Origin of the sequence: Tropicimonas isoalkanivorans, assembly GCF_900112335.1 — a bacterium.
Lineage (GTDB): Bacteria > Pseudomonadota > Alphaproteobacteria > Rhodobacterales > Rhodobacteraceae > Tropicimonas > Tropicimonas isoalkanivorans.
In genome coordinates, this window is sequence record NZ_FOLG01000011.1 from 60,047 (window position 1) to 83,179 (window position 23,133).

Annotated in this window: 21 protein-coding genes and 1 pseudogene; 11 read left to right on the forward strand and 11 right to left on the reverse strand. The window is 66.5% G+C overall.

Annotated elements, in window-relative coordinates; all coding sequences use genetic code 11:
• Nucleotide 1 precedes the first annotated feature (1 nt).
• The 6 genes from BM075_RS16540 (at nt 2) to BM075_RS16565 (ending at nt 7,841) form a co-directional block, all read left to right on the forward strand.
• Complete coding sequence (locus BM075_RS16540; RefSeq protein ID WP_093361808.1) at nt 2–3,967, forward strand: baseplate multidomain protein megatron; 3,966 nt, start codon at nt 2–4, stop codon at nt 3,965–3,967.
• Between the two features lie 7 nt (nt 3,968–3,974).
• Nucleotides 3,975–5,051, forward strand: coding sequence for a DUF2793 domain-containing protein (locus BM075_RS16545; RefSeq protein WP_093361809.1), 1,077 nt, complete (start codon nt 3,975–3,977; stop codon nt 5,049–5,051).
• 12 nt (nt 5,052–5,063) lie between these two features.
• A complete protein-coding gene (locus BM075_RS16550) occupies nt 5,064–5,354 on the forward strand; it encodes a DUF6127 family protein (protein ID WP_093361810.1) in 291 nt (96 codons plus the stop codon).
• A 73-nt stretch (nt 5,355–5,427) separates the two neighbouring features.
• Nucleotides 5,428–5,757: a D-Ala-D-Ala carboxypeptidase family metallohydrolase gene (locus BM075_RS16555; RefSeq protein ID WP_218152871.1), complete on the forward strand. Its 330-nt coding sequence runs from the start codon at nt 5,428–5,430 to the stop codon at nt 5,755–5,757.
• Between the two features lie 53 nt (nt 5,758–5,810).
• Entirely contained in the window at nt 5,811–6,587 is a 777-nt protein-coding gene (locus tag BM075_RS16560; RefSeq protein WP_093361811.1) for an SH3 domain-containing protein, read from the forward strand.
• Between the two features lie 87 nt (nt 6,588–6,674).
• Nucleotides 6,675–7,841 (forward strand): WG repeat-containing protein, encoded by a 1,167-nt coding sequence (locus BM075_RS16565; RefSeq protein ID WP_093361812.1) that lies wholly within the window; start codon nt 6,675–6,677, stop codon nt 7,839–7,841.
• Nucleotides 7,842–8,349: 508 nt separating this feature from the next.
• Here the strand turns inward: BM075_RS16565 and BM075_RS16570 are convergent.
• The 4 genes from BM075_RS16570 to BM075_RS16585 are packed head-to-tail and all read right to left on the reverse strand — an operon-like array spanning nt 8,350 to nt 12,947.
• The gene (locus tag BM075_RS16570; protein WP_093361813.1) at nt 8,350–9,858 is read right to left on the reverse strand and encodes a tripartite tricarboxylate transporter permease; all 1,509 of its coding nucleotides are present in this window, start codon (nt 9,856–9,858) and stop codon (nt 8,350–8,352) included.
• 10 nt (nt 9,859–9,868) lie between these two features.
• The gene (locus tag BM075_RS16575; protein WP_093361814.1) at nt 9,869–10,360 is read right to left on the reverse strand and encodes a tripartite tricarboxylate transporter TctB family protein; all 492 of its coding nucleotides are present in this window, start codon (nt 10,358–10,360) and stop codon (nt 9,869–9,871) included.
• A 53-nt stretch (nt 10,361–10,413) separates the two neighbouring features.
• The gene (locus tag BM075_RS16580; RefSeq protein WP_093361815.1) at nt 10,414–11,409 is read right to left on the reverse strand and encodes a Bug family tripartite tricarboxylate transporter substrate binding protein; all 996 of its coding nucleotides are present in this window, start codon (nt 11,407–11,409) and stop codon (nt 10,414–10,416) included.
• Entirely contained in the window at nt 11,406–12,947 is a 1,542-nt protein-coding gene (locus tag BM075_RS16585) for a sulfatase (RefSeq protein WP_093361816.1), read from the reverse strand. The genes BM075_RS16580 and BM075_RS16585 overlap by 4 nt, the downstream gene beginning before the upstream one ends.
• A 90-nt stretch (nt 12,948–13,037) precedes the next feature.
• On the opposite strand from BM075_RS16585, the gene BM075_RS16590 reads away from it, so the two are divergent.
• The 3 genes from BM075_RS16590 (at nt 13,038) to BM075_RS25125 (ending at nt 14,817) form a co-directional block, all read left to right on the forward strand.
• On the forward strand, nt 13,038–13,940 hold the full coding sequence (locus BM075_RS16590) for a LysR family transcriptional regulator (RefSeq protein WP_093361817.1): 903 nt from the start codon (nt 13,038–13,040) through the stop codon (nt 13,938–13,940).
• A 203-nt stretch (nt 13,941–14,143) separates the two neighbouring features.
• Nucleotides 14,144–14,545 carry a hypothetical protein gene (locus BM075_RS16595; RefSeq protein WP_245758887.1) on the forward strand — a complete coding sequence of 134 codons (402 nt, stop codon included), beginning with the start codon at nt 14,144–14,146 and terminating at the stop codon, nt 14,543–14,545.
• A 158-nt stretch (nt 14,546–14,703) separates the two neighbouring features.
• A complete protein-coding gene (locus tag BM075_RS25125) occupies nt 14,704–14,817 on the forward strand; it encodes a DUF6127 family protein (RefSeq protein WP_342741259.1) in 114 nt (37 codons plus the stop codon).
• Between the two features lie 17 nt (nt 14,818–14,834).
• Here BM075_RS25125 and BM075_RS16605 read toward each other — a convergent pair.
• The 6 genes and pseudogenes from BM075_RS16605 to BM075_RS16630 form a co-directional block, all read right to left on the reverse strand.
• Nucleotides 14,835–15,977 (reverse strand): annotated as a pseudogene (locus BM075_RS16605) (formylglycine-generating enzyme family protein); the annotation flags it as partial.
• Nucleotides 15,859–17,403 (reverse strand): sulfatase family protein, encoded by a 1,545-nt coding sequence (locus tag BM075_RS16610; RefSeq protein WP_093361818.1) that lies wholly within the window; start codon nt 17,401–17,403, stop codon nt 15,859–15,861. The gene BM075_RS16610 and the pseudogene BM075_RS16605, both read right to left, overlap by 119 nt.
• Before the next feature lie 61 nt (nt 17,404–17,464).
• Nucleotides 17,465–18,421: an aliphatic sulfonate ABC transporter substrate-binding protein gene (locus BM075_RS16615; RefSeq protein WP_093361819.1), complete on the reverse strand. Its 957-nt coding sequence runs from the start codon at nt 18,419–18,421 to the stop codon at nt 17,465–17,467.
• 36 nt (nt 18,422–18,457) lie between these two features.
• The gene (locus BM075_RS16620) at nt 18,458–19,234 is read right to left on the reverse strand and encodes an ABC transporter ATP-binding protein (RefSeq protein ID WP_093361820.1); all 777 of its coding nucleotides are present in this window, start codon (nt 19,232–19,234) and stop codon (nt 18,458–18,460) included.
• Nucleotides 19,235–19,237: 3 nt separating this feature from the next.
• Nucleotides 19,238–20,035: an ABC transporter permease gene (locus BM075_RS16625; RefSeq protein WP_093361821.1), complete on the reverse strand. Its 798-nt coding sequence runs from the start codon at nt 20,033–20,035 to the stop codon at nt 19,238–19,240.
• A 19-nt stretch (nt 20,036–20,054) separates the two neighbouring features.
• Nucleotides 20,055–21,197, reverse strand: a complete 1,143-nt coding sequence (locus BM075_RS16630; RefSeq protein ID WP_093361822.1) for an ROK family transcriptional regulator — start codon at nt 21,195–21,197, stop codon at nt 20,055–20,057.
• 218 nt (nt 21,198–21,415) lie between these two features.
• Here BM075_RS16630 and BM075_RS16635 point away from each other — a divergent pair, with 218 nt between their 5' ends.
• Complete coding sequence (locus BM075_RS16635) at nt 21,416–21,646, forward strand: transposase (RefSeq protein ID WP_093361823.1); 231 nt, start codon at nt 21,416–21,418, stop codon at nt 21,644–21,646.
• An 89-nt stretch (nt 21,647–21,735) separates the two neighbouring features.
• Nucleotides 21,736–22,128: a transposase gene (locus BM075_RS16640; protein ID WP_218152872.1), complete on the forward strand. Its 393-nt coding sequence runs from the start codon at nt 21,736–21,738 to the stop codon at nt 22,126–22,128.
• A 95-nt stretch (nt 22,129–22,223) separates the two neighbouring features.
• On the opposite strand, the gene BM075_RS16645 is transcribed toward BM075_RS16640, so the two are convergent.
• On the reverse strand, nt 22,224–23,117 hold the full coding sequence (locus tag BM075_RS16645; RefSeq protein WP_093361824.1) for an NAD(P)H-binding protein: 894 nt from the start codon (nt 23,115–23,117) through the stop codon (nt 22,224–22,226).
• Nucleotides 23,118–23,133 lie beyond the last annotated feature (16 nt).

Below are 23,133 nucleotides of genomic sequence, written 5' to 3' on the forward strand. Positions count from 1 at the left end.
CATGGCAACGCTTGTCCTCGGCGCCGCTGGCGCCGCCATTGGCGGCAGCATCGGCGGCGCGATCCTCGGCGTCAGTGCCGCCACCATCGGCGGCTTCATCGGCTCCAGCATCGGCTCGGTCGTCGACAGCTGGATCATCTCGTCGCTGGCGCCGACGCAGCGCATCGAGGGCGCGCGGCTCCACACGCTGCGCATCACTTCGGCCACCGAGGGCGCGGTCGTCCCGCGGCTCTACGGCCGGATGCGGATGGGCGGCAACATCATCTGGGCGACGGATTTCCGCGAGGAGACGAAGACCACCACCCAAGGCGGCGGCAAGGGCGGCGGGGGCGGCAAGGTCAAGACGACCGAGTATCTCTACTACGCCTCCTTCGCCGTGGCGCTTTGCGAGGGACCGATCACCGGCATCGGCCGCATCTGGTCCGACGGCAAGCCGATGGACCTCTCCGGCGTCACCTGGCGCTGGTATCCGGGCGACGAGGCCCAGACCGCCGATCCGTTCATCGCCGCGAGGATGGGTGCCGCCAGCACGCCCGCCTATCGCGGCACGGCCTATGTGGTCTTCGAGGAACTGGCGCTCTCGACTTACGGCAACCGCCTGCCGCAGCTGTCCTTCGAGGTGTTCCGCCCGCTCGCCGATCCCGACACCGCCGAGGGGCTGACCCGCGCCGTCACCATGATCCCGGCCTCTGGCGAGTTCACCTACGCCACGCAGGCCATCCGCAAGACCGATGGCGGCGTGACGGTGCCCGAGAACCTGAACGCGCTGGCCGACTCCACCGACATAGTCGGAGCGCTCGACCGGCTGCAGGCGATGGCCCCGGCGGTCGAGAGCGTCAGCCTTGTCGTCGCCTGGTTCGGCGACGATCTGCGCGCGGGATCCTGCAAGGTGCGGCCGGGCGTCGAGGTGTCGGCCAAATCCACCACGCCCGCCAGCTGGTCGGTCAACGGCGTCAGCCGCGCCAATGCCTTCCTGGTCAGCCGCGACGATCAGGACCGCCCCGTCTATGGCGGCACGCCGTCCGACTTCGCGGTGGTGCAGGCGATCCAGGAGATGAAGGCGCGCGGGCTGCGGGTGACCTTCTATCCGTTCATCCTGATGGACGTGCCGCCCGGGAACGCACTGCCGAACCCGTACAGCGACAACGCCGGAGAAACCGGCCAGCCTGCCTTCCCGTGGCGCGGGCGGATCACCTGTTCTCCGGCGGCGGGCTACGCCGGAACCGTGGACAAGACCGCCACGGCCGCAAGCCAGGTCGCGGCGCTGTTCGGCGCGGCGACGCCCGCCAACTTCAGTGTCTCGGGTCAGTCGGTTTCGTGGACCGGCCCATCCGGTGACTGGGGTCTGTGCCGCATGGTGCTGCACTACGCCCATCTCTGCGCGGCGGCGGGCGGGGTGGACGCCTTCCTCATCGGGACCGAGATGCCGGGGCTGACCACCATCCGCTCGGGCGCGTCCACCTATCCGGCCGTGCAGGCCTATCGGGATCTGCTCGCGGATGTGCGCTCGATCCTCGGGTCCGGGACGAAGATCGGCTACGCGGCGGACTGGTCGGAGTATTTCGGGCACCAGCCGGGCGACGGCTCGGGCGACGTGTTCTTCCACCTCGACCCGCTCTGGGCCGATCCGGAGATCGATTTCGTCGGCATCGACAACTACATGCCGCTTTCGGACTGGCGGGACGGTTTCGAGCATGCGGACGCGGCCGAGGGCTGGCCCGCGATCTACGACCGCGCCTACCTGCAGGCGAACATCGCGGGTGGCGAGGGCTTCGACTGGTTCTATGCAAGCGCCGCCGACCGGTCGGCGCAGGTCCGGACGCCCATCACCGATGGCGCCGCCGGCAAGCCATGGGTCTTCCGCTACAAGGATCTGCGCGCCTGGTGGTCGAACGCGCACTACGACCGTCCGGGCGGGGTGGAGAGCGGGACGCCGACCGCGTGGGTACCCGAGTCCAAGGCGATCTGGTTCACCGAGCTCGGCTGCCCGGCCATCGACCGGGGCACAAACCAGCCGAACGTCTTCTTCGACCCGAAATCGTCGGAAAGCTTCACGCCGCATTTCTCACGCGGCTGGCGCGATGACGCGATCCAGCGCGCTTATCTGGAAGCGACGTATCTCTGGTGGGGCACTCCGGCGAACAACCCGGTGTCGTCGGTCTACGGCGGCCGCATGGTGCACGTCCCCGAATGCGCTGCCTGGACCTGGGACGCGCGGCCCTATCCGTTCTTCCCGGCGCTGACCGACGTCTGGACGGACGGCGCGAACTGGCGGCTCGGCCACTGGCTGACCGGCCGTCTCGGCGCGGTGTCGCTGGCAGCACTGGTCCGGCATCTCTGCCTGCGTGCGGGGTTGCCCGGGCCCCGGATCGACGTCTCGGGCCTCTGGGGCGCGGTCGAGGGCTACGCCATCACGGCGCTGGAAAGCCCGCGCGCCTCGATCACCACGCTGTCGCGCCACTTCGGCTTCGATGCGGTGGAGACCGAGGGCGTGATCCGCTTCGTCATGCGCGGCCGGGCCTCTGTCGCCACCCTCGCGCCCGACGATCTGGTGGCCGCCCGTGAGGGCGACGTGCAGGAACTGACGCGCGGCCAGGAGACCGAACTGCCGCAGGCGCTGAAGTGGCAGGTCGCGCGGGCGGACGAGGATTACGACGCCGCCCTCGTCGAGGCGCGACGCATCACCGTGGACACGACGCGGATCGCGTCCGAGTCCTTCCCCATGGCGGTGCCGCCCGAGGAGGCCGAGCGCCGCTGCCGCCGCGCGCTGATGGAGGCGTGGGTGGGGCGCGAGACGGCGGCGTTCCGACTGCCGCCCTCGCGGCTCGCGCTCGATCCGGCCGACGCGATCCGGCTGGAGCATGACGGGCGGTTGGTCGATCTGCGGCTCGTCTCCATCGCCGACGCCGAGGCGCGCGGCATCGAGGCGGTCCGCCAGGACCGCGCGACCTACGATCTGCCGCCCGGCGATCCCCGCGCGGCGTCGCTGACGCGGGCCGTGGTGTTCGGCGCGCCGGATGCGCTGCTGATGGACCTGCCGCAGCTGACCGAGGACCAGCCTGCGCATCGGCCGTTTGTCGCGGCGCATGCCGCGCCGTGGCCCGGCGAGATGGCGGTGTTCCGCAGCCCTTCGACGGATGGCTTCGAGCTGCTGACCACCTTCGGCAGCCGCGCCCGGATCGGGGCGCTGGTCTCGGACCTCTACGCGGGCCCCACGTCGCGCTTCGATCTCGGCAATGCGCTGGTGGTCGATCTGCTGACCGGCACGCTGGAAAGCGTCACGGACCTGACGCTGTTCGGCGGGGCGAACGCGCTCGCCATCGAGAGCGCGCCGGGCGTCTGGGAGATCGTGCAGGCGGGTGCGGCGGAGCTTCTCGCGCCCGGCCGGTATCGCCTGACCCGACTCCTCCGCGGCCAGCGCGGCACGGAAGGCGCGATGGGCAATCCGGCGCCTGCGGGCGCGCGGGTGGTGGTGCTCGACGACAGCCTCGCGTCCCTGCCGATCGCCGAGGCCGATCTCGGCATCCCGTGGAACTGGCGCATCGGTCCGGCCAGCCGTTCGGTCAGCGACGAGACTTACGTCGCGCAGTCCTTCGCGTCCGAGGGCGTTGGGCTGCGGCCGTTCTCGGTCGCCCATGTCGAGCAGCCGTGGCGCAGGCCGCGCACGCCCGGCGATCTGACGATCCGCTGGACGCGCCGGTCCCGAGCTCTCGCGGCCGACAGCTGGGGCGGACTCGAGGTGCCTCTCGGCGAGGAACTGGAGGCCTACGAGATCGAGATCCTCGACGGCGCCACCGTGAAGCGGGTGCTGAGCACCGCCACCACCAACGCGGTCTACACCGCCGCCCAGCAGAGCGCCGACTGGGGCGCGCCGCTCGGCCCCGGCGACAGCGTCACCGTCCGCATCTTCCAGCTCTCCGCCCTCGTCGGGCGGGGTGCGCCGAAAACCGTCACGCTGACCTTCTGAGGATCTCATGTCCGACGCCACGACCCATCTTCTGCTGCCCTACATCCTGGCGGCGCAGGCCCAGAAGCACGTCACCCACAACGAGGCGCTGCGGATCCTCGACGGGCTCGTCCAGCTCTCGGTGCTCGACCGGGACCTGACCGCGCCGCCTGGTTCGCCCGCCGATGGCGACCGCTACATCGTCGGCTCGGGCGCGACGGGCGACTGGGCGGGCTGGGACCTGAACGTGGCGCTCTGGACGGACGGCGCCTGGCTGCGTCTGCCGCCCCGGACCGGCTGGCGGGCTTGGGTCGAGGACGAGGGTCTGCTGCTTGTCTACGATGGCGCAAGCTGGGTTGGCACGACCCCGGACGCTCTGCAGAACATGGCGCTCCTGGGCATCGGCACGACAGCGGATGCGTCGAACCCGTTCTCGGCCAAGCTCAACGCCGCGCTCTGGACGGCGAAAACGGTGGCCGAGGGCGGGACCGGAGATCTGTTCTACACCATGAACAAGGAGGCCACGGGCGACGATCTCGGCCTGACGCTGCAGACCGGCTTCGTGACCAAGGCGCTGGTCGGGCTCTTCGGTTCCGACCGCTTCCGCCTCGCGGTCTCCGCCGACGGCAGCACCTTCTTCGACGGGCTCAGCGTCGACAACGCCACCGGCATCGTCGACCAGCCCCGGCTGCCGCGGTTCAAGGCCTATACCAACTACGACAACTACGTCGGTGTGGGGGCCTGGACGAAGATCGTCATCAACAACACCGACTATAACGATCAGGGGGCCTTCGACGCCGCGAACAACCGGTTCGTGGCGCCGGTCGACGGCACCTACCTCTTCGGCGCCACGCTCCTCTACAAGGTGAACGCCAGCACGTCCGCGCGGATGAGCGGGCGGCTCGTGCTGAACGGCACGACCGAAATCCCCGGCTCGCGGAGCGAGATCAGCGGGGCGCATGTTTCCGAGGCGACGGCGCTCTGGCTGCAGACGATGGTGTCGCTCACCGCCGGCGACACCGTCGAGCTGCAGGGCAACTTCCGCGCCGCGGACGGCTACTTCGCCGCCGACCAGACCTCGTTCTGGGGCGCCAAGATCGGCTGAGGAAGGCACGCCATGGCCCCACAACGCCCGGAGGACGGCTTCGTCCGCATGCCAGAGCACGAGTTCGAGGCGATCCTTGCGCGCGCTGCCGAGGAAGGCGCCAAGCGCGCGCTCGCCGATGTCGGGCTCGAGGGCGACGGGGCCGCGCTCGACATCCGTGACCTGCGCTCGATGCTGGATTTGCTCCGACTGGTGCGCCGTACAGCCGTTCAGACCGTCGTCCGCGCGGTCACAACGGCGGTCCTGCTCGCGCTGCTCGCGGGCGTCGCCATCAAGCTGAAGGTCTTCGGCAACGGCCCGTAGCCCAAAATAATCCGACCCGATAGACCACCGGACCCGTCCTTCGAGGCGGGTTTTCTCGTTTCTGGAGGACCCCATGACCACGACCTTCTACGACCACAGGCGCGATGTCCCCGAGAGCAGTTGGCGCTGGCCGAACTTCTCGCCTGCCGAGATCGCCTGCCGCGGCACCGGCAAACTGCTCGTCAACGAACCGGCGCTCGACAAGCTTCAGGCGCTGCGCGACCGGCTGGGCAAGCCGCTGATCGTCCGCCCGGCCTATCGCAGCCCCGAGCACAACCGCGCCGTCGGCGGCGCGACCCGGTCGAAACACCGTATGCGGGGGATCGACGGCAGCGTTCCAGACCACCGAGGCAACAGACCCAGCACTGCTCCACCAATTATGAAGTTGGGCGGTCGCTTGTAGTTAGAAGGCCGTCTCGGGGCACCGCGACGTGGGAGAAATATGGGAGATGCCAGTTGCTATTCTCAATTAAGCGGGCCCTGTTCGCCACTCTGGTGCTGTTGATGCCAAGCCTGGCGTTTGCACAGATGGGCGGCCACGGTCCCGATGCATGGCAAGTCACCGGTGTGGCCGCAGACGATACGCTGAATGTGCGCACAGGGCCCGGCACCGATCATCTTGTGATAGGGGAATTCGCACACGATGCCACTGGCCTGCGGATGGTTACCTGCGTTCCATTCCTCAACCGGCAACAGCACTACGAACTGACGGAGGATCAGAAGGCGCAACTTCCGCCCCGCTGGTGCCTGATGAAGAGTTCAGACCGACGTGTGGAGGGGTGGGTCTCCGCCAATTTCCTCCGGGAAGACACATCGGGCAGCCAGCCCGAAACCGATCCGCTCATTGCCGAAGCGGTCGACATGGTGCGGCGGGTCTATGAATTGGAACTGAGCGCGAGGAGTGAGAGCGCGATCGGCCCGCTGCACCCCTCCGTCGCCCGGTCCTTCTTCTTCTCCGATGTCGTCGAGCGGTTGAGGCAGGGGAATATTGGCGCCGACCCGCTCTTCGGCACCCAAGATAGGGATATCACGGATCTCGAGGTCTTCCCGGCGCCCGAGCGGGCGATGTTCCGCGGCCTGCTCACCGTCCACGCGACGTTTCGCAATTTCGGACATCCGCAACGGGCGATCTTTCGCCTGCGTATAGATGGAACGCTCGAAGATCCGGAAGTCCGTATCATGAGAATCGAACACGATGGATGGGCCCTGAGGCATGTCACTACGCAAAAGTGATCCGGCCGAAGAGTGACGTTTGTCGGGGTGTGGACGCCGGCTCGTCCGGGATGCCAGACAAGGCACGGGCCCCAAGGAGGAGGTGGGATGACAGTGATGAATTTCCATACGGCAAGCTGTGTCATTGCACTCGTCTGCGCCGGCAGCATGGCCAGGGCAGAAATGCACGAGATGCCGGTCGGCGCGGGGGCGCCCCCGTGCGGATCGACGGTCGCGACCGCGGGCCCCGTCCTCTTCCCGATGCCGCAGGACGGTCAATGGGGCTATGTGGACCGCGAGGGCAGCTGGCAACTGGAGCCACAATGGGCGCAGGCGCGAGACTTTCACGAGGCCCGCGCCGCTGTCGGCAGTGAACGGCAATGGGGCATCATCGACACCGAAGGCATATATGTCGTCGAACCCAGATACGAGTCCGATACAATTATCGACGTCGACGGAAGCCGCTGGATCGACAACCCGTTCAAACCATATTCAGAAGGCTGCACCGTAGCGCATCTTTTTGTCGAGAGGTCGCTGAAGCCTTTCCTGATCGACCGCGAAGGCCGCACCTATTGGCGTGACGAATTGCCGGCAGACTTGCGGGGCATGGAGATCCGCGATTTTGGCACCTTCTCCGAAGGGTTGGCCTGGTTTCAGGACGGCACGGTTATGGATGCGAGCTACGGCTGGATCGACCCCACGGGCGCCATCGCGATCGAACCGGAGTTCGTCGAGGCAGGCGATTTCGTTGGCGGGCTCGCGCCTGCTGCGGCACGCGACGGGCAGGCCGGTTTCATTTCGACCGACGGCCAGCTGCAATTGCCGCGCAAGTGGACACTTGACGCCGCCGAGCCGTTTTCGGAAGGCCTCGCGCAGGTCTGGACAGGACCATTCGATATCGCCTTCATGACGCAGTCGGATTTTGCCTTTTCCAGCGTCACGGACAGGGACGGCACCGAGGGGTCCGTCGACATGGCAGGTGCATTCGCCGATGGGCTCGCGCCGGTCCTCGCTGATTTCGGAAATCGATCGGGCCTTGTCTACGTGAACCAGCAGGGCGATGTCGCACTCGTGCCGGACGAGATCGATGGTGTCGCCGTCTGCGATCCGCGGCAGATCCCGGAGTTCCTCAACGGCCTCGCCCGACTTGTGGTGGCGGACGATGGCGAGGATTGCGGCGAAGGGCGGTTCCTCGACGAGCTGCCGTCCTACGATGCGGCACACTACGTCTACATCGACACCGCCGGCGAGGTCGTTCTGCGCGAGCAGAAGTAGCATGGCAGCGCGCCGCAATGGCGGTGGCTTTGGTGGCGGCTCTCGTTGAATGCCTGATCCGCCACCACGTTCGTCCACGCCGGCTGCGCGCCCTGAATGTCGTCCGACCTGCCCTCCCGGCCGTCGCACCACCCGCCTTCACCGTTTTGGAGAACTGCTCTGTCTGCGTTTCCGACCTTCACAAGTTGAGCGACGCTGCACAAAGTCGCCGACGGCAGCTTTAGAGACGACGCACTGCGGCGTCGTAGTGTCGCGTGAAGGTCGGGAATGGGCCGACCACGTCGAGCCGGACCATGCTGTAAGCGCGAAGCAGGCTGCCACCAGCGAGGTCAGTATGGGCTCGGGGCGGACTTGCGGCAGCGCGACAGTCCGAGATGGCCGCTTATCTGTCCTGCCGACGCTCACGGCCCAGACCCGCCATTCGATGGCAGCGGGGTGCCGCGGTGCAGCTTCCACGAAGCGGTCCTTCGCTCATTGGATTGCGGCCAAGAACGTCCGGGAAGGTTTGCTAAACCGGGTCAGAGGCGCTTGCTCTCGGGGAGATCGAGCGGCGGATCGTCGAAATCACGATGGCGATCAGCAGGAGGGCATCGACAGCGAGGATCGTCGCGCTGATCGGGCGCTCAATGAAGATCGACAGACCGTCGCGGGACAGGAGCAGCGCGCGGCGGAAGTTGTTCTCGAGCACGGGGCCGAGGATCATGCCGATGATGATGGGGGCGAGCGGGTAGCTCGCGCGCCGCAGGACGTAGCCCACCACGCCAAAGACCAGCATGACCCAGAGGTCGAAGACCGAGTTCTGAAGGGCATAGGTCCCGAGCGTCGAGAGCAGCAGCACGATGGGTAGCAGCCAAGCCTTCGGGATGCGCAGGACCGACCCGAAGAAGGGAGCGAGCAGCAGGCCCAGGACCAAAAGCACCACGTTGCTCGTCAGGTAAGCGAGGAAGATGCCGCCCGCGATCTCAGGTGTGTTCTGAAACAGATCCGGTCCTGGAAAAAAGCCCAGCAGGAACAGCGCGCCGAGTAGCACGGCGGTCGAGGCATCGCCGGGGATGCCGAGCGACAGGCTCGGGATCAGCGCGCCGCCGCAGGTGCCGTTGTTCGCGGCTTCGGTGGCGACGACACCGCCCGGCGCGCCATCGCCATAGCCCTCTTCCTCGCGCGCAAGGCGCTTGGCCGTGGCGTAGGAGATGAAGGCGCTGACATCGCCGCCGGCCCCAGGGATTGCGCCGAAGAAGGTGCCGATGAGCGCCGAGCGCAGGAGGTTCAGCTTGTGGGAGAGGATAAGGCGCAGGCCCTTCAGCGAGATCCCGAGCCGGTCGATGCTGGGGCGTTTGAGGAACCCGCCGCCCTCAATCTGGAAAACGACTTCGGAAAGCGCGAAGAGCCCGACGACCACGGCAACAAGATGTGGGCCGCTGGAGAGATTGAAGTTGCCGAAGGTAAACCGGTAGGCGTTGGTGAATTCGTCGGTGCCGACCATGGCCAGCACGAGGCCGAGGCCGCCCGACAGCATGCCCTTGAGCGGCGAGCCCTCGGACACGAGGGAGATCGTCAGGAGTCCCAGGATCGCCATGGCGGCATATTCCGGCGGCGCAAACCGCAGCGCGAAATCGGCGAGGATCGGCGAGAAGAATAGCAGGATCAGCCCGCCGATCAGACCGCCGATGGCCGAGGCAGAGACGGCGAGGCCGACGGCGTCCTGCGCGCGGCCCTTCTGCGCCATCGGATAGCCGTCGAAGAGGGTCGCGGCGGCGAGCGGCGTGCCGGGGATGCGCAGGAGGATCGCCGAGATCGATCCGCCCGCCGAGCCACCGATATAGATTGCGATCAGCATCCCCATGGCCGGGACCGGCGGCAAGTGGAAGGCGACGGGCAGCATCAGCACGATGCCCATGAGGGGCCCAAGCCCCGGCAGCACACCGATCACGAGGCCGGCCGCGACTCCGAGCGAAGTCAGCAGGAGTGCCTGGGCGGAGAAGAAGAGCGGCACGCCTTCGCGGATGAGTTCGAGCATCTGGGCGGCCTTAGCTGAAGAGGGAGATCCCGAAGATCCCCACCGGAAGGACGACGTTCAGGAGGCCTTCGAAGACGAAGGCCACAGAGAGCGACAGGGCAACGCCGCCCGCAACGGCGACGAGCGGACGGATGCCGAGCAGCACGAAGAGAACGGCGGAAATGACCGGCGAGGCGATATGGAAGCCGATGAACGGCAACGCGACCAGGTAGGCGATGAAAAGGCCTGTCGTGAGGACCGCCTTGCCGGTCCCTTCGTCCCAAGTTGGTGGCGACGGCTCGGCCACGCGCGCCAGCGCCACGCGGAGGCCGTTCAGGACCAGAAGCCCGATCATGATCACAGCGACCGCCTTGGGATAGATCGCGGCGTTTCGCATCGGTCCGCCGCTTGCCACGCCTTGCTCGGCCAGCGAGGTGGCCGATTGCCAGAAGATCGCGACCGGAATCGCGGCGAAGAGCATCCAGGCGATCCAGTCGAAGGCATAGGTTTGGAGGTTGCGCATGGCGGGCCCCGGGATGGACGGGCGCGGCGGTTTATCCGCCACGCCCGCGCGGATCAGTTGTCGAGCGACTGAAGCTGCTCTTCCTCCCAGGCGACGGCGTCGATGCCGCTTTGCAGGTCGTCCGCCACGGGACCGACGATCTCGGCATATTGCTCGGGGCTGTAGAGCGTCGGCACATAGCCCATGTCGAGAAGGCGCTGTTGCACCTCTTCGTCGTTCAGCGCGGCGCCCATGGCCTCGCGCAGGGTGGCGACGACGTCCTCGGGCGTGTCCTCGCGGACGAGCCACCAGTTCCAGCCCATCGGCGCGAGCCCGGACATGCCGAGGTCGATGCCGAAATCCTGGACGCGCGGCGCACCGTCATAGGTCTCGGAGGCGTCCTCGAGTTCGGACAGGACGGCGAGCACGTCCACCTCGTCCTTGTTCACCGTATAGACGCCGGGGTTGATGATCATGAAATCGAGAATGCCGCTGCGTAGGTCACGGATCGCGACATCGATTTCCGGGTAGGGCACGAGCTGGGCCACCGCGTCCGAGGTCTGAAGGACTTTGGCACCGACCATGTGGGGCAGGCCGCCGGCGACGCCCGGCGAATAGCGCAGCTCGCCCGGATTCTCCTGCGCGTAGGCGATCAGCGCGGGCAGGTCTTCGAACCGGTCCTCGCCCTCGCGCACGACGATTGCGAAGCTGTTCGAGGTCGCGGACCAGAGCGGCGTGAAATCCTCGTAGGTCCAGTCGGCGTTGCCTTGCATCGGTTGCAGGACCAGAGGCGCCACGTAGCCGTCGAAGATCGTGTAGCCGTCGGCGGGGCGCGACAGCGCTGTCTCGAACGCCTTGGTTCCGGCCGCGCCCGGCGTTGAAACGACCGAGATGTTCACCCCGAGCTCCTGGCCCATGGCGTCGGCGATCACCTGGCTCGCGGCCATGGTGGCGCCCGGCGCCCAAGGGTAGATGTTCTCGATATTGCGCTCCGGGAATTGCTGTGCCGCACCCGGCAACGCGAGGGTTGCGCAGACGAGCGCACCCGCCAGCATCTTGATGGTTTTCATGGTATCCTCCCTTCGGATGAGCGGTGGTGCAGTCCGTACCACCGGTAGAATTCCTCCGGCGTGTCGTGACGCTGGAGATCGGCGATCATCGCCGCTTCGAGACGCGACTGGATGTCGTCGTCCCGGATCGGGTTCTGTTGCGCGGGATCGGCGACGAGGTCGTAGAGCCGCGTGCCGAGATCGTCGAACCCGATCCCGTCGTTGTTCGGGGGGCGCTTCGCCTCCGCCGTCGCGTCAATTGCGAGCAGTGGGATGCCCTGCGTAAAGTCGAACGCCGGCGCGAGGCGCGCGGTGCGCAGCTCCTCGGGCGTGAATGGCTCGGTCATGTGGTTTGGGGCGAGCGTGTACTCGACCAGGCCCTCGCTGAAGATATCGGGGGGGTAGTGATAGAGGACGTGTTGCCCGTCGGTGACGCCGATGGGCCCCGAGAACACGCCGAACACCGCCGCGTCACGAGGGCGCGCCTTGGGGTCCTCGACGACCCGCCAGAGGCTCGTCGCGCGCGCCTCGCCGGGCACGTCGAGACCGTGGACCTCCAGAAAGGTCGGCATCAGGTCCGTGGTCTGTGTGAGGGCATCCCGGCGGGTCCCGGCCTGAGCGGTATGCGCGGGGTGATGCACGACCAGAGGAATATGCGAGATCTCCTCGTAATAAGGCATCCGCGCCTTGCCCCACCAGCCGTGTTCGGACAGCAGAAAGCCGTGATCTGTGCCCAGCACGAGGCAGGTGTCCTCCCACATCCCGTGCGTGTCGAGATAGTCGAGCAGCCGGCCGAAATACTCGTCGCACATGGCGACGAGCGCGGCGTAGTTGGCGCGGATTTCGTCGATCTCCTCGGGGCTTTCGGCAACGCGCTCGTAATGCGGCCAGTCGAGAATGCGGCCCTCGTAGCCGGTCCGATAGGTGTCCTTGAACCGCTCGGGGGCGTGGAAAGGCTCGTGCGGGTCGAAGCATTCGAGCATCAGGAACCAGTCGTCGGCCGTGCGATTGTCGTCGAGGAAGCGGAAGGCCGAGGCGAAGCAGCGCGGCCCCGGCATCTGCTCTTCCTCTTCCATGCGCTGGCGATTGATCGCGTGCTGGAGATGTTTGTCGGGTGTCTCGGTGTTGTAATGGCGTGGATCGAACTGCGAACGGATGCGCTCCACCGGCGGCTGAACCAGCGCGACCCAGGGGTCGTATTCCTGCCCGCGGATGAAGTCGTAGCTGTCGAACTTAGTGTGGAAACCATGCCCTCCATCCTCGAAGTAATGCAGGTGATCCGAGACGAGATGCGTATGGACTCCCGCCTGAGACAGCTGCCGCACGAAGGAGCGGTCGTAGGGCTCCATCGGCCCCCAGGAGCGGTGCATGAAGTTGAGCCGCCCAGTGTGCAGATCGCGCCGCGCCGGCATGCAGGGCATCGAGCCGACGTAATGCGTGTCGAACGCCACGCCGAGCGCCGCGAAGCGGTCGAAATTCGGCGTCGCAACTTCGGTGCCGCCATAGGCCCCGAGCGCGCTGCGATTGAGCGAGTCGAACAGGACGAAAATCGTACGCATCTTACCTCCCGAACCGAGTCTTGCAGGGGGCAGAGATAAGCGCCAATATATCTTTACGCGCCTCCGATAGATGGAATTTATCCCTTGCGGATGCTTGTGTCCCGCCACCTCGAGAACTTTCTGGCGCTCTACGAGGCGCGCAGCACGCACGAGGCGGCACGGCGCAAGGGCATCAGCCAGCCCGCACTCACGAGCAGCCTCAAGCTGATCGAGCGTGCCGCGGGCGGCGAGCTCTTCACACGCTCGGCGCGGGGGCTCGAGCCCACAGAGGCCGGAACGGCCCTGCACCGCCATGCGCTCGCCATCGACCAGCACGCCCGCTTCGCGTCGATGGACATTTCGACTGTCCAGAACCGGCTGGGTGGCCGCATCCGCGTAGGCGTCGGGCCTGTGCTCGCCGTCAGTTCGTTTCCCGACGTCGTAGTCCGCTTCCATCGCGAGTTTCCCGATGTGGCGATAGACGTCGAAAGCGGTATTTCAAGCCAACTCGTGGACCGGCTGGGGCGGGATCAGCTCGACCTGATTGTCACGGCTCGACCGACCCGTCCCATGAGTGACGCAATGATCGGCCTGCCGCTGTTTCGCAGCGAGATGGTCGTAGTCTGTCGTGAGGGTCATCCGCTGACAGCCGGTCTGCCAGTGACGCCAGACGCGCTGACCGACTACAGCCGCGTCGGGTTCACCGAGGACTTGGAGTTCGAGGAGCATTCGCGCTCCATGTCTCACTGGCCGTCCGAACGGCTTCGGCCGATTCTCCAGACCAGCTCGATCTCGGTGATGTTCGGCGTACTGGCAGCCACGGATCATTTCGCCATCGTCAGCCACGTGCTCGTCCCGAAGGCGCGCCGCGAGGGGCTCGTCCGACTCGATCTGACCGAGCCGCTCTGGCAGATCGAGGTCGAAGCGTTCTGCAAGACCTCACTGTCCGGTTCGCGGCCGATCAAAGCACTTCAGTCGATCCTTTCGGATGATCCGCCCCTGACATTTGAGTGAAGGCGGAGCCGAGCAAGTGAAATGCCGTGTTCAATGGATGCCCTCTGCGCGGTTCTTGAGGCGGCAGGCCGTGGTAGAACTTGTAGGTAAAGCGTATCTTCTCTGAGGTTGGACGCAAATCGGACAGGCTCCGGCTCAGAGACCAACCCCGTTGCCACGCAATACAGCTGCGCGAAGCGGACGGTCATTCAGTCCTCGTGAGCATGATCAACAGCTATCGAATGGCGCGTCGGATGGGATGCGCCAACGGTTGGGGCCTTCACAACACCGACTATAACGATCAGGGTGCCTTTGATGCCGGGACCAACCTGTTCACAGCGCCCGTGGGCGGCACCTACCTCTTCGGTGCGACGCTGCTCTACAAGGTCAATTCCAGCACAGCGGCCCGGATGCGAGGCCGTCTCGTCCTGAACGGCGCGACCGAAATCCGGGGCTCCTATGGTGAGATCAGCGGCGCGCATGTCTCGGAAGCCACGTCCCTCTGGCTGCAGACGATGGTGCCGCTGGCGGCGGGCGATACCGTTGAGCTGCAGGGGTATTTCCGGGTCGCGGACGGCTACTTCGCGGCCGATCACACGTCCTTCTGGGGCTGCAAGATCGGCTGAGCGGCGAAAGGAGGACCCGATGACCCCACCCCGATCCGAGGGCTTCATGCGCATGCCCGACGCCGAGTTCGAGGCGATCCTGACGCGGGCGGAAGAGGAGCGAGACGGATCAGCGGAACGTCAAGTGGACGTTTCGACCGTCGAACGCCAAGCGCGCGTTGACCGATGTCGTCCTCGACGGCGACGATGCTGCGCTCGACGTCCGCGATCTGCGCTCTCTCGTTGACTGCATCCGCCTGGTGCGGCGGGCGGTGCTTTCGTCGGAGCCCTGATCCAGGGCCACGCGAAAGCCGGCATTGCCGGTCGAGCTATCGGGGTCGTTGCGGGTGCGTGAATGGACGTGATAGCGGTCGCAGTAGCTGACGTGACAGAGATAGGATCCGCCGCGCTGGACGCGGGCGCCGCCTTGCAAGGGCCCGGACGGATCGCGCAGGGGGAAGGGGCCTTTCGGCGGATGCGGCGCGTAGAGATCGCGCGCCCATTCCCAAACGTTGCCGCAGGTATTGTAAAGCCCGAAGCGATTGGGTGCGAAGGCCGCGACCGGCGCGGTCGCTAGAAAGCCGTCCTCTGCCGTGTTCTCCACGGGGAACCGGCCCTGCCAGGTGTTCATCGCGGGCCTGCCTTTCGGGGACATGGTGTTGCCCCAGGGAAACTTCTTGCGGGCGAGGCCACCCCGCGCCGCGAACTCCCACTGGGCCTCCGTTGGCAGGTCGAGCCCGGCCCATGTGCAATACGCCAGCGCGTCGAACCAGCAGACATGGACGACCGGGTGATCCTCCCGGCCGGCCGTGCCGCTGCCCGGGCCCTCCGGCGCGGACCAGCAGGCACCGTCCACCTTCCGCCACCAGGGAAGGCCCGGCGGAGACTTCGGGAACCGCGCGGGATCGTCCAGAAGCAGGTGGAAAACGTAGGACCAGCCTTCCACCTCGGCCACCGTGCGGTAGCCGGTGGCCGCGACGAAGCGCGCGAATTCGGCGTTGGTGCAGGCCGTGGGCGACATGCGGAACGGCGACAGCCACACCCTGCGGCGCGGTGCGTCGAAGTCCTCGCGAAATCGGGACTGCCGCGCGCCCATGTCGAAGAACCCGCCCGCGAGCGGGATCAGTCCGGCACGCAGCTCCTCGCGAACCGCAGGGGACGCCACGGGAACGCGCAGCGCGGCGTCCATGTAGGAGGCGTGGTGCGCAGCCATCCCCAGCGCTGTGCCGCAACACCCTCTCACGCCGCCGCCCCTGCGAACATCAAGACGCTTGCGGCTATGGGCAGTTCGGCCCTTGCGTGCCTGCACCCTCCGCAGCCCCGTGGGCGCCGTTTCACGACAAAGGCCCGGCCTGCTCCGCGACAGCCCTGGCGCTGTCGTGGCGCGGCACGTCACCGATCTCGGCCATCTTCGCATCCAGGCGGGCCAGCATGTCCGCAAAGACTTCCGCATGCCCCGGATCGCCCGCAAGATTGCGCAGTTCGTCCGGATCCTCGTGGCAGTCGAACAGCTCCCATTCGGGCGGCGCATCGCCGTCGTTGGCCCCCGGCTGGCTCAGCCCCTCGGCATACCAGTAGATCAGCTTGTAGCGATCCGTCCGCACGCCGTAATGGGCATAGGCGTTGTGGATGTCGTCCATGTTCATCCAGTAGCGGTGATAGGCCACCTCCTGCCAGCCGTCGGCAGCGCGACCTTCCAGCACCGGGCGCAGGCTGACGCCCTGCATGTAGCTGGGCACCGGCACGCCCGCATAGTCGAGGAATGTCGGCGCGAAATCCACGTTGGTCGCGATCTCGCGCCCCACGGTGCCGGCCGCAATCCCGGCGGGATAGCGCACGAGGAACGGCATCTTCAGCGATTCCTCGTACATGAAGCGCTTGTCGAACCAACCGTGCTCGCCCAGGAAGAACCCCTGGTCCGAGGTATAGATCACGATCGTGTCGCGAGCCAGGCCGTTGGCGTCGAGCCAGTCGAGCATCCGCCCCACATTGTCGTCGATCCCGGCGATGGTGCGCAGGTAGCGCCTGATGTAGCGCTGATACTTGAAGAGGTCGAGTTCGCGCTTGCTGTCGAACATATGGCGCTCGCCGGTCTTGCGGTCGATCAGGACCAGCCCCCGGTGATCGTCCGGCACCTTGCGCATGTCCGAGCCGGGCTTTTCCCGCTCGCCCACTTCCGAGCCACCCTCCGGCAGGACGAGGCCGAGGTCCTCATACGTCATGTCCTGCCGCACCCGCATCTTCGCTGCGGCCGCGGCTGCGGCGCGGTTGGCATAATCGTCGTCATAGGTTTCGGGTACCTGCAGATCGCCCTGGTAGAGGTGGTCGTAGCGCGGATGCGGCACGAAGGGCCGGTGCGGCGCCTTGTGATGACACATCATGAAGAACGGCCGGTCGGGATCGCGCCTTTCGAGGAAGTCGAGGCACTTGTCGGTGATGATGTCGGTCGCGTAGCCCTTCTCGACCACCGGGCCCTCCGGGCCGATCATCTCGGGGTCGAAATAGTCGCCCTGGCCCGGCAGGACCGACCATGCGTCGAAGCCGCTCGGCTCGTGCGCCGGCCCCTCGCCCAGGTGCCACTTGCCGAACATCGCCGTCTGATAGCCCGAGGCGCGCAAATGCCTGGCGACGTTCGGCAGGCGATTGTCCAGATGCGTGTCCAGCGTGGTGACCAGATTCACGTGGTTATGCGTGCCGGTCAGGATCGCCGCTCGCGACGGCGTGCAGATCGAGTTCGTGACATAGCAATGATCCAGCCGCATGCCCTCATCGGCCAGCCGGTCGATATGGGGGGTGCTGTTCAGCCCCGACCCGTAGGCCGAGATCGCGTTGGCGGCGTGGTCGTCGCACATGATGAAGAGGATGTTCGGGCGCGTCATGAATTGCCTTGGTTCGTCGCGGGATGGCCGGCCCCGTGCAGGACGGGTCCGGCCAGCGTGGTCATTGCGCGTAGAGGTTGCCGAGATAGAACTCGGACGCCGGCAGCGGGTCCTCGATCTTGCCGAACTGCGCATAGAGATCGGCCAGCGTGCCGAACCAGTTCTCGACCTGCCCAGCGCGGCTGAGTTCTTCGTATTCGGCGCTCGAGGGAAGCCGGGCCAGCTTTGATTCCGCCAGCAGCGGCGCCTCGGGGACATTCAGGAAATCCGCGGTGATCCTGACCGCCTCTTCGGGGTTGTTCTTGCGGAAGTCGTTGGCTTCCTTGATGACCGCCACGACCTTGCGGATCACCTCCTGGTTCCCGGCCATGTCATCGCTGACGATGAACGACGAGGGAAACGCGATCTCGGGGAAGAACTGCTCGTTCGAGGACAGCTCGTTCAACTCGGGGACGCGCTGCTTGACGACGTCGACGAACGGGTACCAGATGCCCGCCGCATCGATCTGACCGGACGAGAAGGCCGTGACGATGGTCGAGGGATCCATCGGGATCACTTCGATGTCGTCCATCGTCATGCCTGCCTCTTCCAGCGCCAGGCGCAACAGCATGTCGCCGGAAGTGCCCTCGGGCACGCCGACCTTCTTGCCCTTCAGGTCCGAGATGCTTTCGATCCCCGGCTGGGCGATCACGCGATCGGTGTATCCCAGGGCGTTCGGGGCGATGACCTTGGCCTGACCGGACGCAGGCAGCCACAAGGCGCCGGGGCCGATATAGGCGAAGTCGAGCGAGCCGGCGTTCAGCGCCTGCACCTGGATCGGACCGTTGGTGAAGACCTTCAGGTCCGCGTCCAGCCCGTGTTTTTCCCAAAGCCCACGGTCGGTGGCGATGGCCGCGATGGACGTGCCGAAATAGTCGGCGATGTAGCCCATGCGGATCTCGTCCAGCTCCTGCGCGGACAGCGGTCCGGACAGGGCCAGTGCCGACGCAGCGGCCAGCAGGATTCTTCTGGTGATCATCGAGCTCCTCCTTTGACGATCTGGTGACGTTCTGGATCAGGCGGCTTGGGCGTCGCGGCGGTAGACCGCGCGCCAGACCCGGTTGCGAATCTCCATAAATTCGGGCGACAGCCGCACCTCTTCGTCGCGCGGGTAGGGCAGGTCGACCTCGATGATTTCCTGCAGGCGTCCCGGTCTGGCCGCCAGCACGACGACGCGGCTGGCGATGAAGACGGCCTCGTCCACGTCATGGGTGATGAACATGACCGTGCGGCGATCCTTCGACCAGGTGTCCAGCAACTGGTTCTGCAGCGTCACCCGGGTCAGCGCGTCGAGCGCGCCGAAGGGCTCGTCCATCAGCAGGACCGAGGGGTTCACCGCGTAGGCCCGTGCGATGGCGCAGCGTTGCTTCATGCCGCCCGAGAGGGTCTTGGGATAGGATTCGGCGAAGTCCTGCAACCCGACGAGGCCCAAGTAGTGCATCGCCCGCTTGCGCCGCTCTTGCCGGCCCAGGCCCTGCAGCTTGAGGCCGAACTCGACGTTCTCGCGCACGGTCAGCCAAGGGAACAGGGCGTATTGCTGGAAGATCACGCCGCGGTCGGGGCCCGGACCGGACACCGGCCTGCCGTCCACCAGAACCTCGCCCGAACTGTGCGGGATCAGCCCGGCAACCATGTTCATTGCGGTGGACTTTCCGCAGCCCGAGGGGCCGACGACGGTGACGATCTCGCCGTCGGCGATCTCCAGCGTCAGGTCTCGGATCGCCGTGAATGCGTCCGCCCCCGTGCCGAAGACCTTGGAGACGTTGCGGAAGGCGATCTTGGGGTCGGCCATGGCTCAGACCCTTTCCTGCCAGTGGGTCATGCGCTCTTCGGTGCGCACCACGATCCGGTCCATGAGCAGGCCGAGGATGCCTATGGCGACGAGGCTGACGAAGATGGTGGGCAGGTCGTAGTAGAGCTGCGCCTGCTGCATGCGGAACCCGAGGCCCGACTGCGCCGCGATCAGTTCGGCCGCGACCACGGTGGCCCAGGCCGAGCCGAGGCCGATGCGGAAACCCACCAGAATGAACGGGGTCGAGGCCGGGATGACAACGCGCGCAAAGATCGTCCCGTCGCTCGCCCCCAGCACGCGCGCGGCGTTGATGTAGGTCTTGTCCACGCTGACGACGCCCTGATAGGTCGAGACGACCGCCGACAGGAACGCGGCCAGGAAGATCACGAAGGTCTTCGGCTTTTCGTCGATGCCTAGCGTCACGATCGCCAGCGGGATGATCGCCAGTGGCGGGATCACGCGGAAGAACTGGATCCACGGGTCGATGATGACCCGCGCGATCCGGTACCAGCCCATCAGGAAGCCCACCGGCACCGCCAGCACCGCCCCCAGCGCAAATCCGATCAGCACGCGCCGCAGGGACGCGTACATGTCCCCCCACAACTGCCCGTCGATTCCCAGCTCGATCATCCGTGTCAGCACCGTCCACGGGCTCGGCAGTTCGGAGAAACCGGCGACCGTCGCCAGCCACCACAACCCGATGCCCCCCGCGAAGGACAGCACGCCCCAGGCGACATTGCCCGGGTCCCAGCGCCACCGCCTCTTCGGCTCTGCGGTCTCCACGTCGCTGATGAGGCTCATGTCCCCTCCCTTCACGCGCTCACGTGCTTGCCGCCAGGCGCTGCACGCGCAACGCGGCCGCCGGTCCGGTCGTGTAGAAGAACCGCTCCAGGGCGACGCATGCGGCGCCATGCACGCCCGCGGGCTCGGGCAGGCTGGTGCGCTCGACCGTCAGGCGCTGGCGCTGCTGCGGCATCACCCGCGGCGGCAGGTCGCGGCGGAGCGCCTCCAGAAAGGCATCGGGCGCGGTATTCAGATCGCCGCCCAGGACCACCCGTTCCGGCCCCAGCAACGTCACCGCCGTCGACAGCGCCTGCAGCAGGTGCTCGTAGACCCCGAGCCAGGCCTCGGTCCGCATCGCGGCCCCGACCAGTGCGGACCGCGGGATGCCCTGATCGCCCACCATGTCGCGCAACGGCTGCTCGGAAAAGAACCGCTCCAGACAGCCGCGTCCGCCACAGCGGCAGGCCGGGCCGCCGGGATCGACCACCACATGGCCGATCTCGACCGGCGCACAGCGTTCGCCGGCCCCGGTCTGCGCGAACCCCGCGCCGATCCCCTTACCGAGAAACAGGTGCAGGATGCTGCGGGCGTCGCGCCCGGCACCGTAGCGCGCCTCGGCCATGGCGATGGCGGTGGCGTTGTGCTCGAGGACCACCGGCAGCCCCAGTGCCGCCTCGAACGCATCCGCAAAGGCGACGTCGCGCCAGCCGGCAAGGATCGAATGCGTGTTCACCCGGCCAGAGGCATCGACGCTGCCCGGCACGCCGACCCCGACGCCCAGGACCATGCCGCGGTCGGGCCCCGCGCTCTCCAGCACCTCGGCCGCCAGATCGGCGGTGGCCGAGATGATCTCCCGGATCGGATCGGCAAAGTCGAACTCGAACGACCGCGCCGGTCCCAGACCCAGCATCAGATCGCTGAAGGCAACCTGCAACCGCCCCGCGCCGAGGTGGATCGCCAGCACGCGTCGCGCACCCGCGACCAGCGACACGGCCACTGGCGGGCGTCCGATCGCGTGCCCCAGGCCCTCTCGTTCGCGGATCAGCCCGTCGGCATTAAGCTGAGCGATGATCTTGGTGACACCCGCGGACGAGATCGCGGCGCGCCGGGCAAGCTCTGCCCGCGATAGCGGCCCATTGGCGCGCAAGCGTCTCAGGATTTCGCCCGTCCCGTTTCTCAAGGCTTGCCGACCCCGCTTAATTTACTTACTTAGTAAGATAAGCTGACGCGCTTCGCTCGTCAAGGCAATCGGTTGAAGCCGATGATGGTTGAAATTGCTGACGAGGTGGCCGCCATGTCCAAATATGGACATTTGTCGGGATCCGCCCGCATCAGTCCGTTTCCGGCCGAAAGCCCAGAACTCACCGGGAACGTCAGATCGACAGGCAGATCGCCCAGATGGATGCCGGACTGGTCCCCCTCATCAAGGCCGACCCCGAGGTGGCCCGGCGCTACGAGATCCTGATGTCAATCCCTGGCATCGGACCGGTGGCTGCCACCGCTATGATCGTGGACATGCCTGAGCTCGGCACGATGACCCCGAAAGAGGCAGCGAGTCTGGCAGGTCTCGCACCGGTCAGCCGGCAGTCGGGGAGCTGGAAGGGCAAGGCCCACATCTTCGGCGGCTGAAGCGGGCTGCGCACCTGGACACCTCCGGAAACCTCGCGCTGAAGGGTGGATCGTGATTCACTCGGTCTGAGGTCACCGGGGGGACGGCGATGATGGGTCAGATGGGGTTGTGGTCGATGACGGACCGGCTGGCGGAGATCTCCGCACAAGGCGATCCGCTGGAGACGCTGGCGGCGACGGTTGAATTCGAGATGTTCCGGCCGGTGCTGGAGAAGGCGCTCGGCCGCCCGCCGCGCTGGAAGGGGGGCCGGCCGCGGTTCGATCCGGTGCTGAAGTTCCGGATGCTGGTCTTGCAGTCGCTGCACGGGCTCTCATTGGAGCAGACCGAGTATCTCGTCCGGGATCGGCTGTCGTGGATGCGGTTCTGTCAGCTCGGCCCCGAGGACCGGGTGCCGGATGCGAATACCCTCTGGGACATAACAAAGGGGAAATCGAAGGCCCTGTCCTTGAATGCGCTATATGACGCGGCATCCGGGTTCTGACTGATCTGCGTATGCGGGGCACAAGGCGTGGTGACCGGCCCTGGCCCCTCGCGTGGCGATATATTCAGCATGACAGCGCCTCCGGTGATGATGGTTTACGCTTGCCCCAGCAGGGCCGCCTTGTTGGCCATCAGGAAATCGCGGACCGATTGCGGTTTCTGCCCGGTCAGCTGTTCCACGTCATCCGAGGCCACGTCGAGATTCCCCTGGGCAATGGCGACATCGAAGGACGAAAAGACATTCGCCATGAACTCCGGCAGTCCGTGTTCCTTCATCGCCTCTACCAGGGCGTCGCGCGTGATCGGGACGTAGGGGATATCCTTCCCGGCAACTTCCGAAAGAATCGCGGCGATCTCGGCATGGCCGACGGCCTCGGGTCCGGTGATGTCGCGCAGGGTCGAGCCCGTCTCGGATAACAGGGCCGCGGCAGCGGCGCGGGCACAATCGGCGCGCGTGGCATAGCCTGCCTTGCCGTCGCCCGCCGCGGCATAAAGCGCCCCCGCGCCAATCGCCTGCTGTCCGCTCATCAACAGAAGGTCGGCATAAAGGCAGTTGCGCAGGATCGTGTGGGGGATGCCGGTCTGCTCGATCAGCGCCTCGGTCTCGCGGTGATCCACGGCGAATCCGATCGGGTTGTCTTCATCGGGATTGGTGAGCGAGGTATAGACGATATGTGACACGCCGGCCTCCCTGGCGGCCGCGATCGCGTTGCGATGCGCGGCGAGCCGTTTGCCCGGCTCAAGGTCGTCCGTCGAGATGATCAGCAGCCGCCCGCCGCCGGCGAAGGCCGCGCCAAGCGTGGCCGGGTCATTGAAATCACCCGCCCTGACGTCGACCCCTCGCGCCCGAAGCGACTCGAGCTTTTCCGGCGTGCGGGTCATCGCGACGAGGGGTTCGGCCCCTTGCGCCAGCAGGTTCTCAATAACGTGGCTGCCGAGTTGACCGCATGCGCCGGTCACGATGAAGGGGCCCTTGATGGAATTGGACATGGCGTTGTGTTCCTTT

What these genes read in the sequence shown, in the direction of transcription:
- BM075_RS16575 (WP_093361814.1), bottom strand. Translation starts at nt 10,360, where the DNA reads ATGCGCAACCTCCAAACCTATGCCTTCGACTGGATCGCCTGGATGCTC.
- BM075_RS16570 (WP_093361813.1), bottom strand. Translation starts at nt 9,858, where the DNA reads ATGCTCGAACTCATCCGCGAAGGCGTGCCGCTCTTCTTCTCCGCCCAG.
- BM075_RS16555 (WP_218152871.1), top strand. Translation starts at nt 5,428, where the DNA reads ATGACCACGACCTTCTACGACCACAGGCGCGATGTCCCCGAGAGCAGT.
- BM075_RS16580 (WP_093361815.1), bottom strand. Translation starts at nt 11,409, where the DNA reads ATGAAAACCATCAAGATGCTGGCGGGTGCGCTCGTCTGCGCAACCCTC.
- BM075_RS16540 (WP_093361808.1), top strand. Translation starts at nt 2, where the DNA reads ATGGCAACGCTTGTCCTCGGCGCCGCTGGCGCCGCCATTGGCGGCAGC.
- BM075_RS16565 (WP_093361812.1), top strand. Translation starts at nt 6,675, where the DNA reads ATGACAGTGATGAATTTCCATACGGCAAGCTGTGTCATTGCACTCGTC.
- BM075_RS16545 (WP_093361809.1), top strand. Translation starts at nt 3,975, where the DNA reads ATGTCCGACGCCACGACCCATCTTCTGCTGCCCTACATCCTGGCGGCG.
- BM075_RS16640 (WP_218152872.1), top strand. Translation starts at nt 21,736, where the DNA reads ATGATGGGTCAGATGGGGTTGTGGTCGATGACGGACCGGCTGGCGGAG.
- BM075_RS16635 (WP_093361823.1), top strand. Translation starts at nt 21,416, where the DNA reads ATGGATGCCGGACTGGTCCCCCTCATCAAGGCCGACCCCGAGGTGGCC.
- BM075_RS16625 (WP_093361821.1), bottom strand. Translation starts at nt 20,035, where the DNA reads ATGAGCCTCATCAGCGACGTGGAGACCGCAGAGCCGAAGAGGCGGTGG.
- BM075_RS16590 (WP_093361817.1), top strand. Translation starts at nt 13,038, where the DNA reads ATGCTTGTGTCCCGCCACCTCGAGAACTTTCTGGCGCTCTACGAGGCG.
- BM075_RS16610 (WP_093361818.1), bottom strand. Translation starts at nt 17,403, where the DNA reads ATGACGCGCCCGAACATCCTCTTCATCATGTGCGACGACCACGCCGCC.
- BM075_RS16550 (WP_093361810.1), top strand. Translation starts at nt 5,064, where the DNA reads ATGGCCCCACAACGCCCGGAGGACGGCTTCGTCCGCATGCCAGAGCAC.
- BM075_RS16645 (WP_093361824.1), bottom strand. Translation starts at nt 23,117, where the DNA reads ATGTCCAATTCCATCAAGGGCCCCTTCATCGTGACCGGCGCATGCGGT.
- BM075_RS16620 (WP_093361820.1), bottom strand. Translation starts at nt 19,234, where the DNA reads ATGGCCGACCCCAAGATCGCCTTCCGCAACGTCTCCAAGGTCTTCGGC.
- BM075_RS16585 (WP_093361816.1), bottom strand. Translation starts at nt 12,947, where the DNA reads ATGCGTACGATTTTCGTCCTGTTCGACTCGCTCAATCGCAGCGCGCTC.
- BM075_RS16615 (WP_093361819.1), bottom strand. Translation starts at nt 18,421, where the DNA reads ATGATCACCAGAAGAATCCTGCTGGCCGCTGCGTCGGCACTGGCCCTG.
- BM075_RS16595 (WP_245758887.1), top strand. Translation starts at nt 14,144, where the DNA reads ATGATCAACAGCTATCGAATGGCGCGTCGGATGGGATGCGCCAACGGT.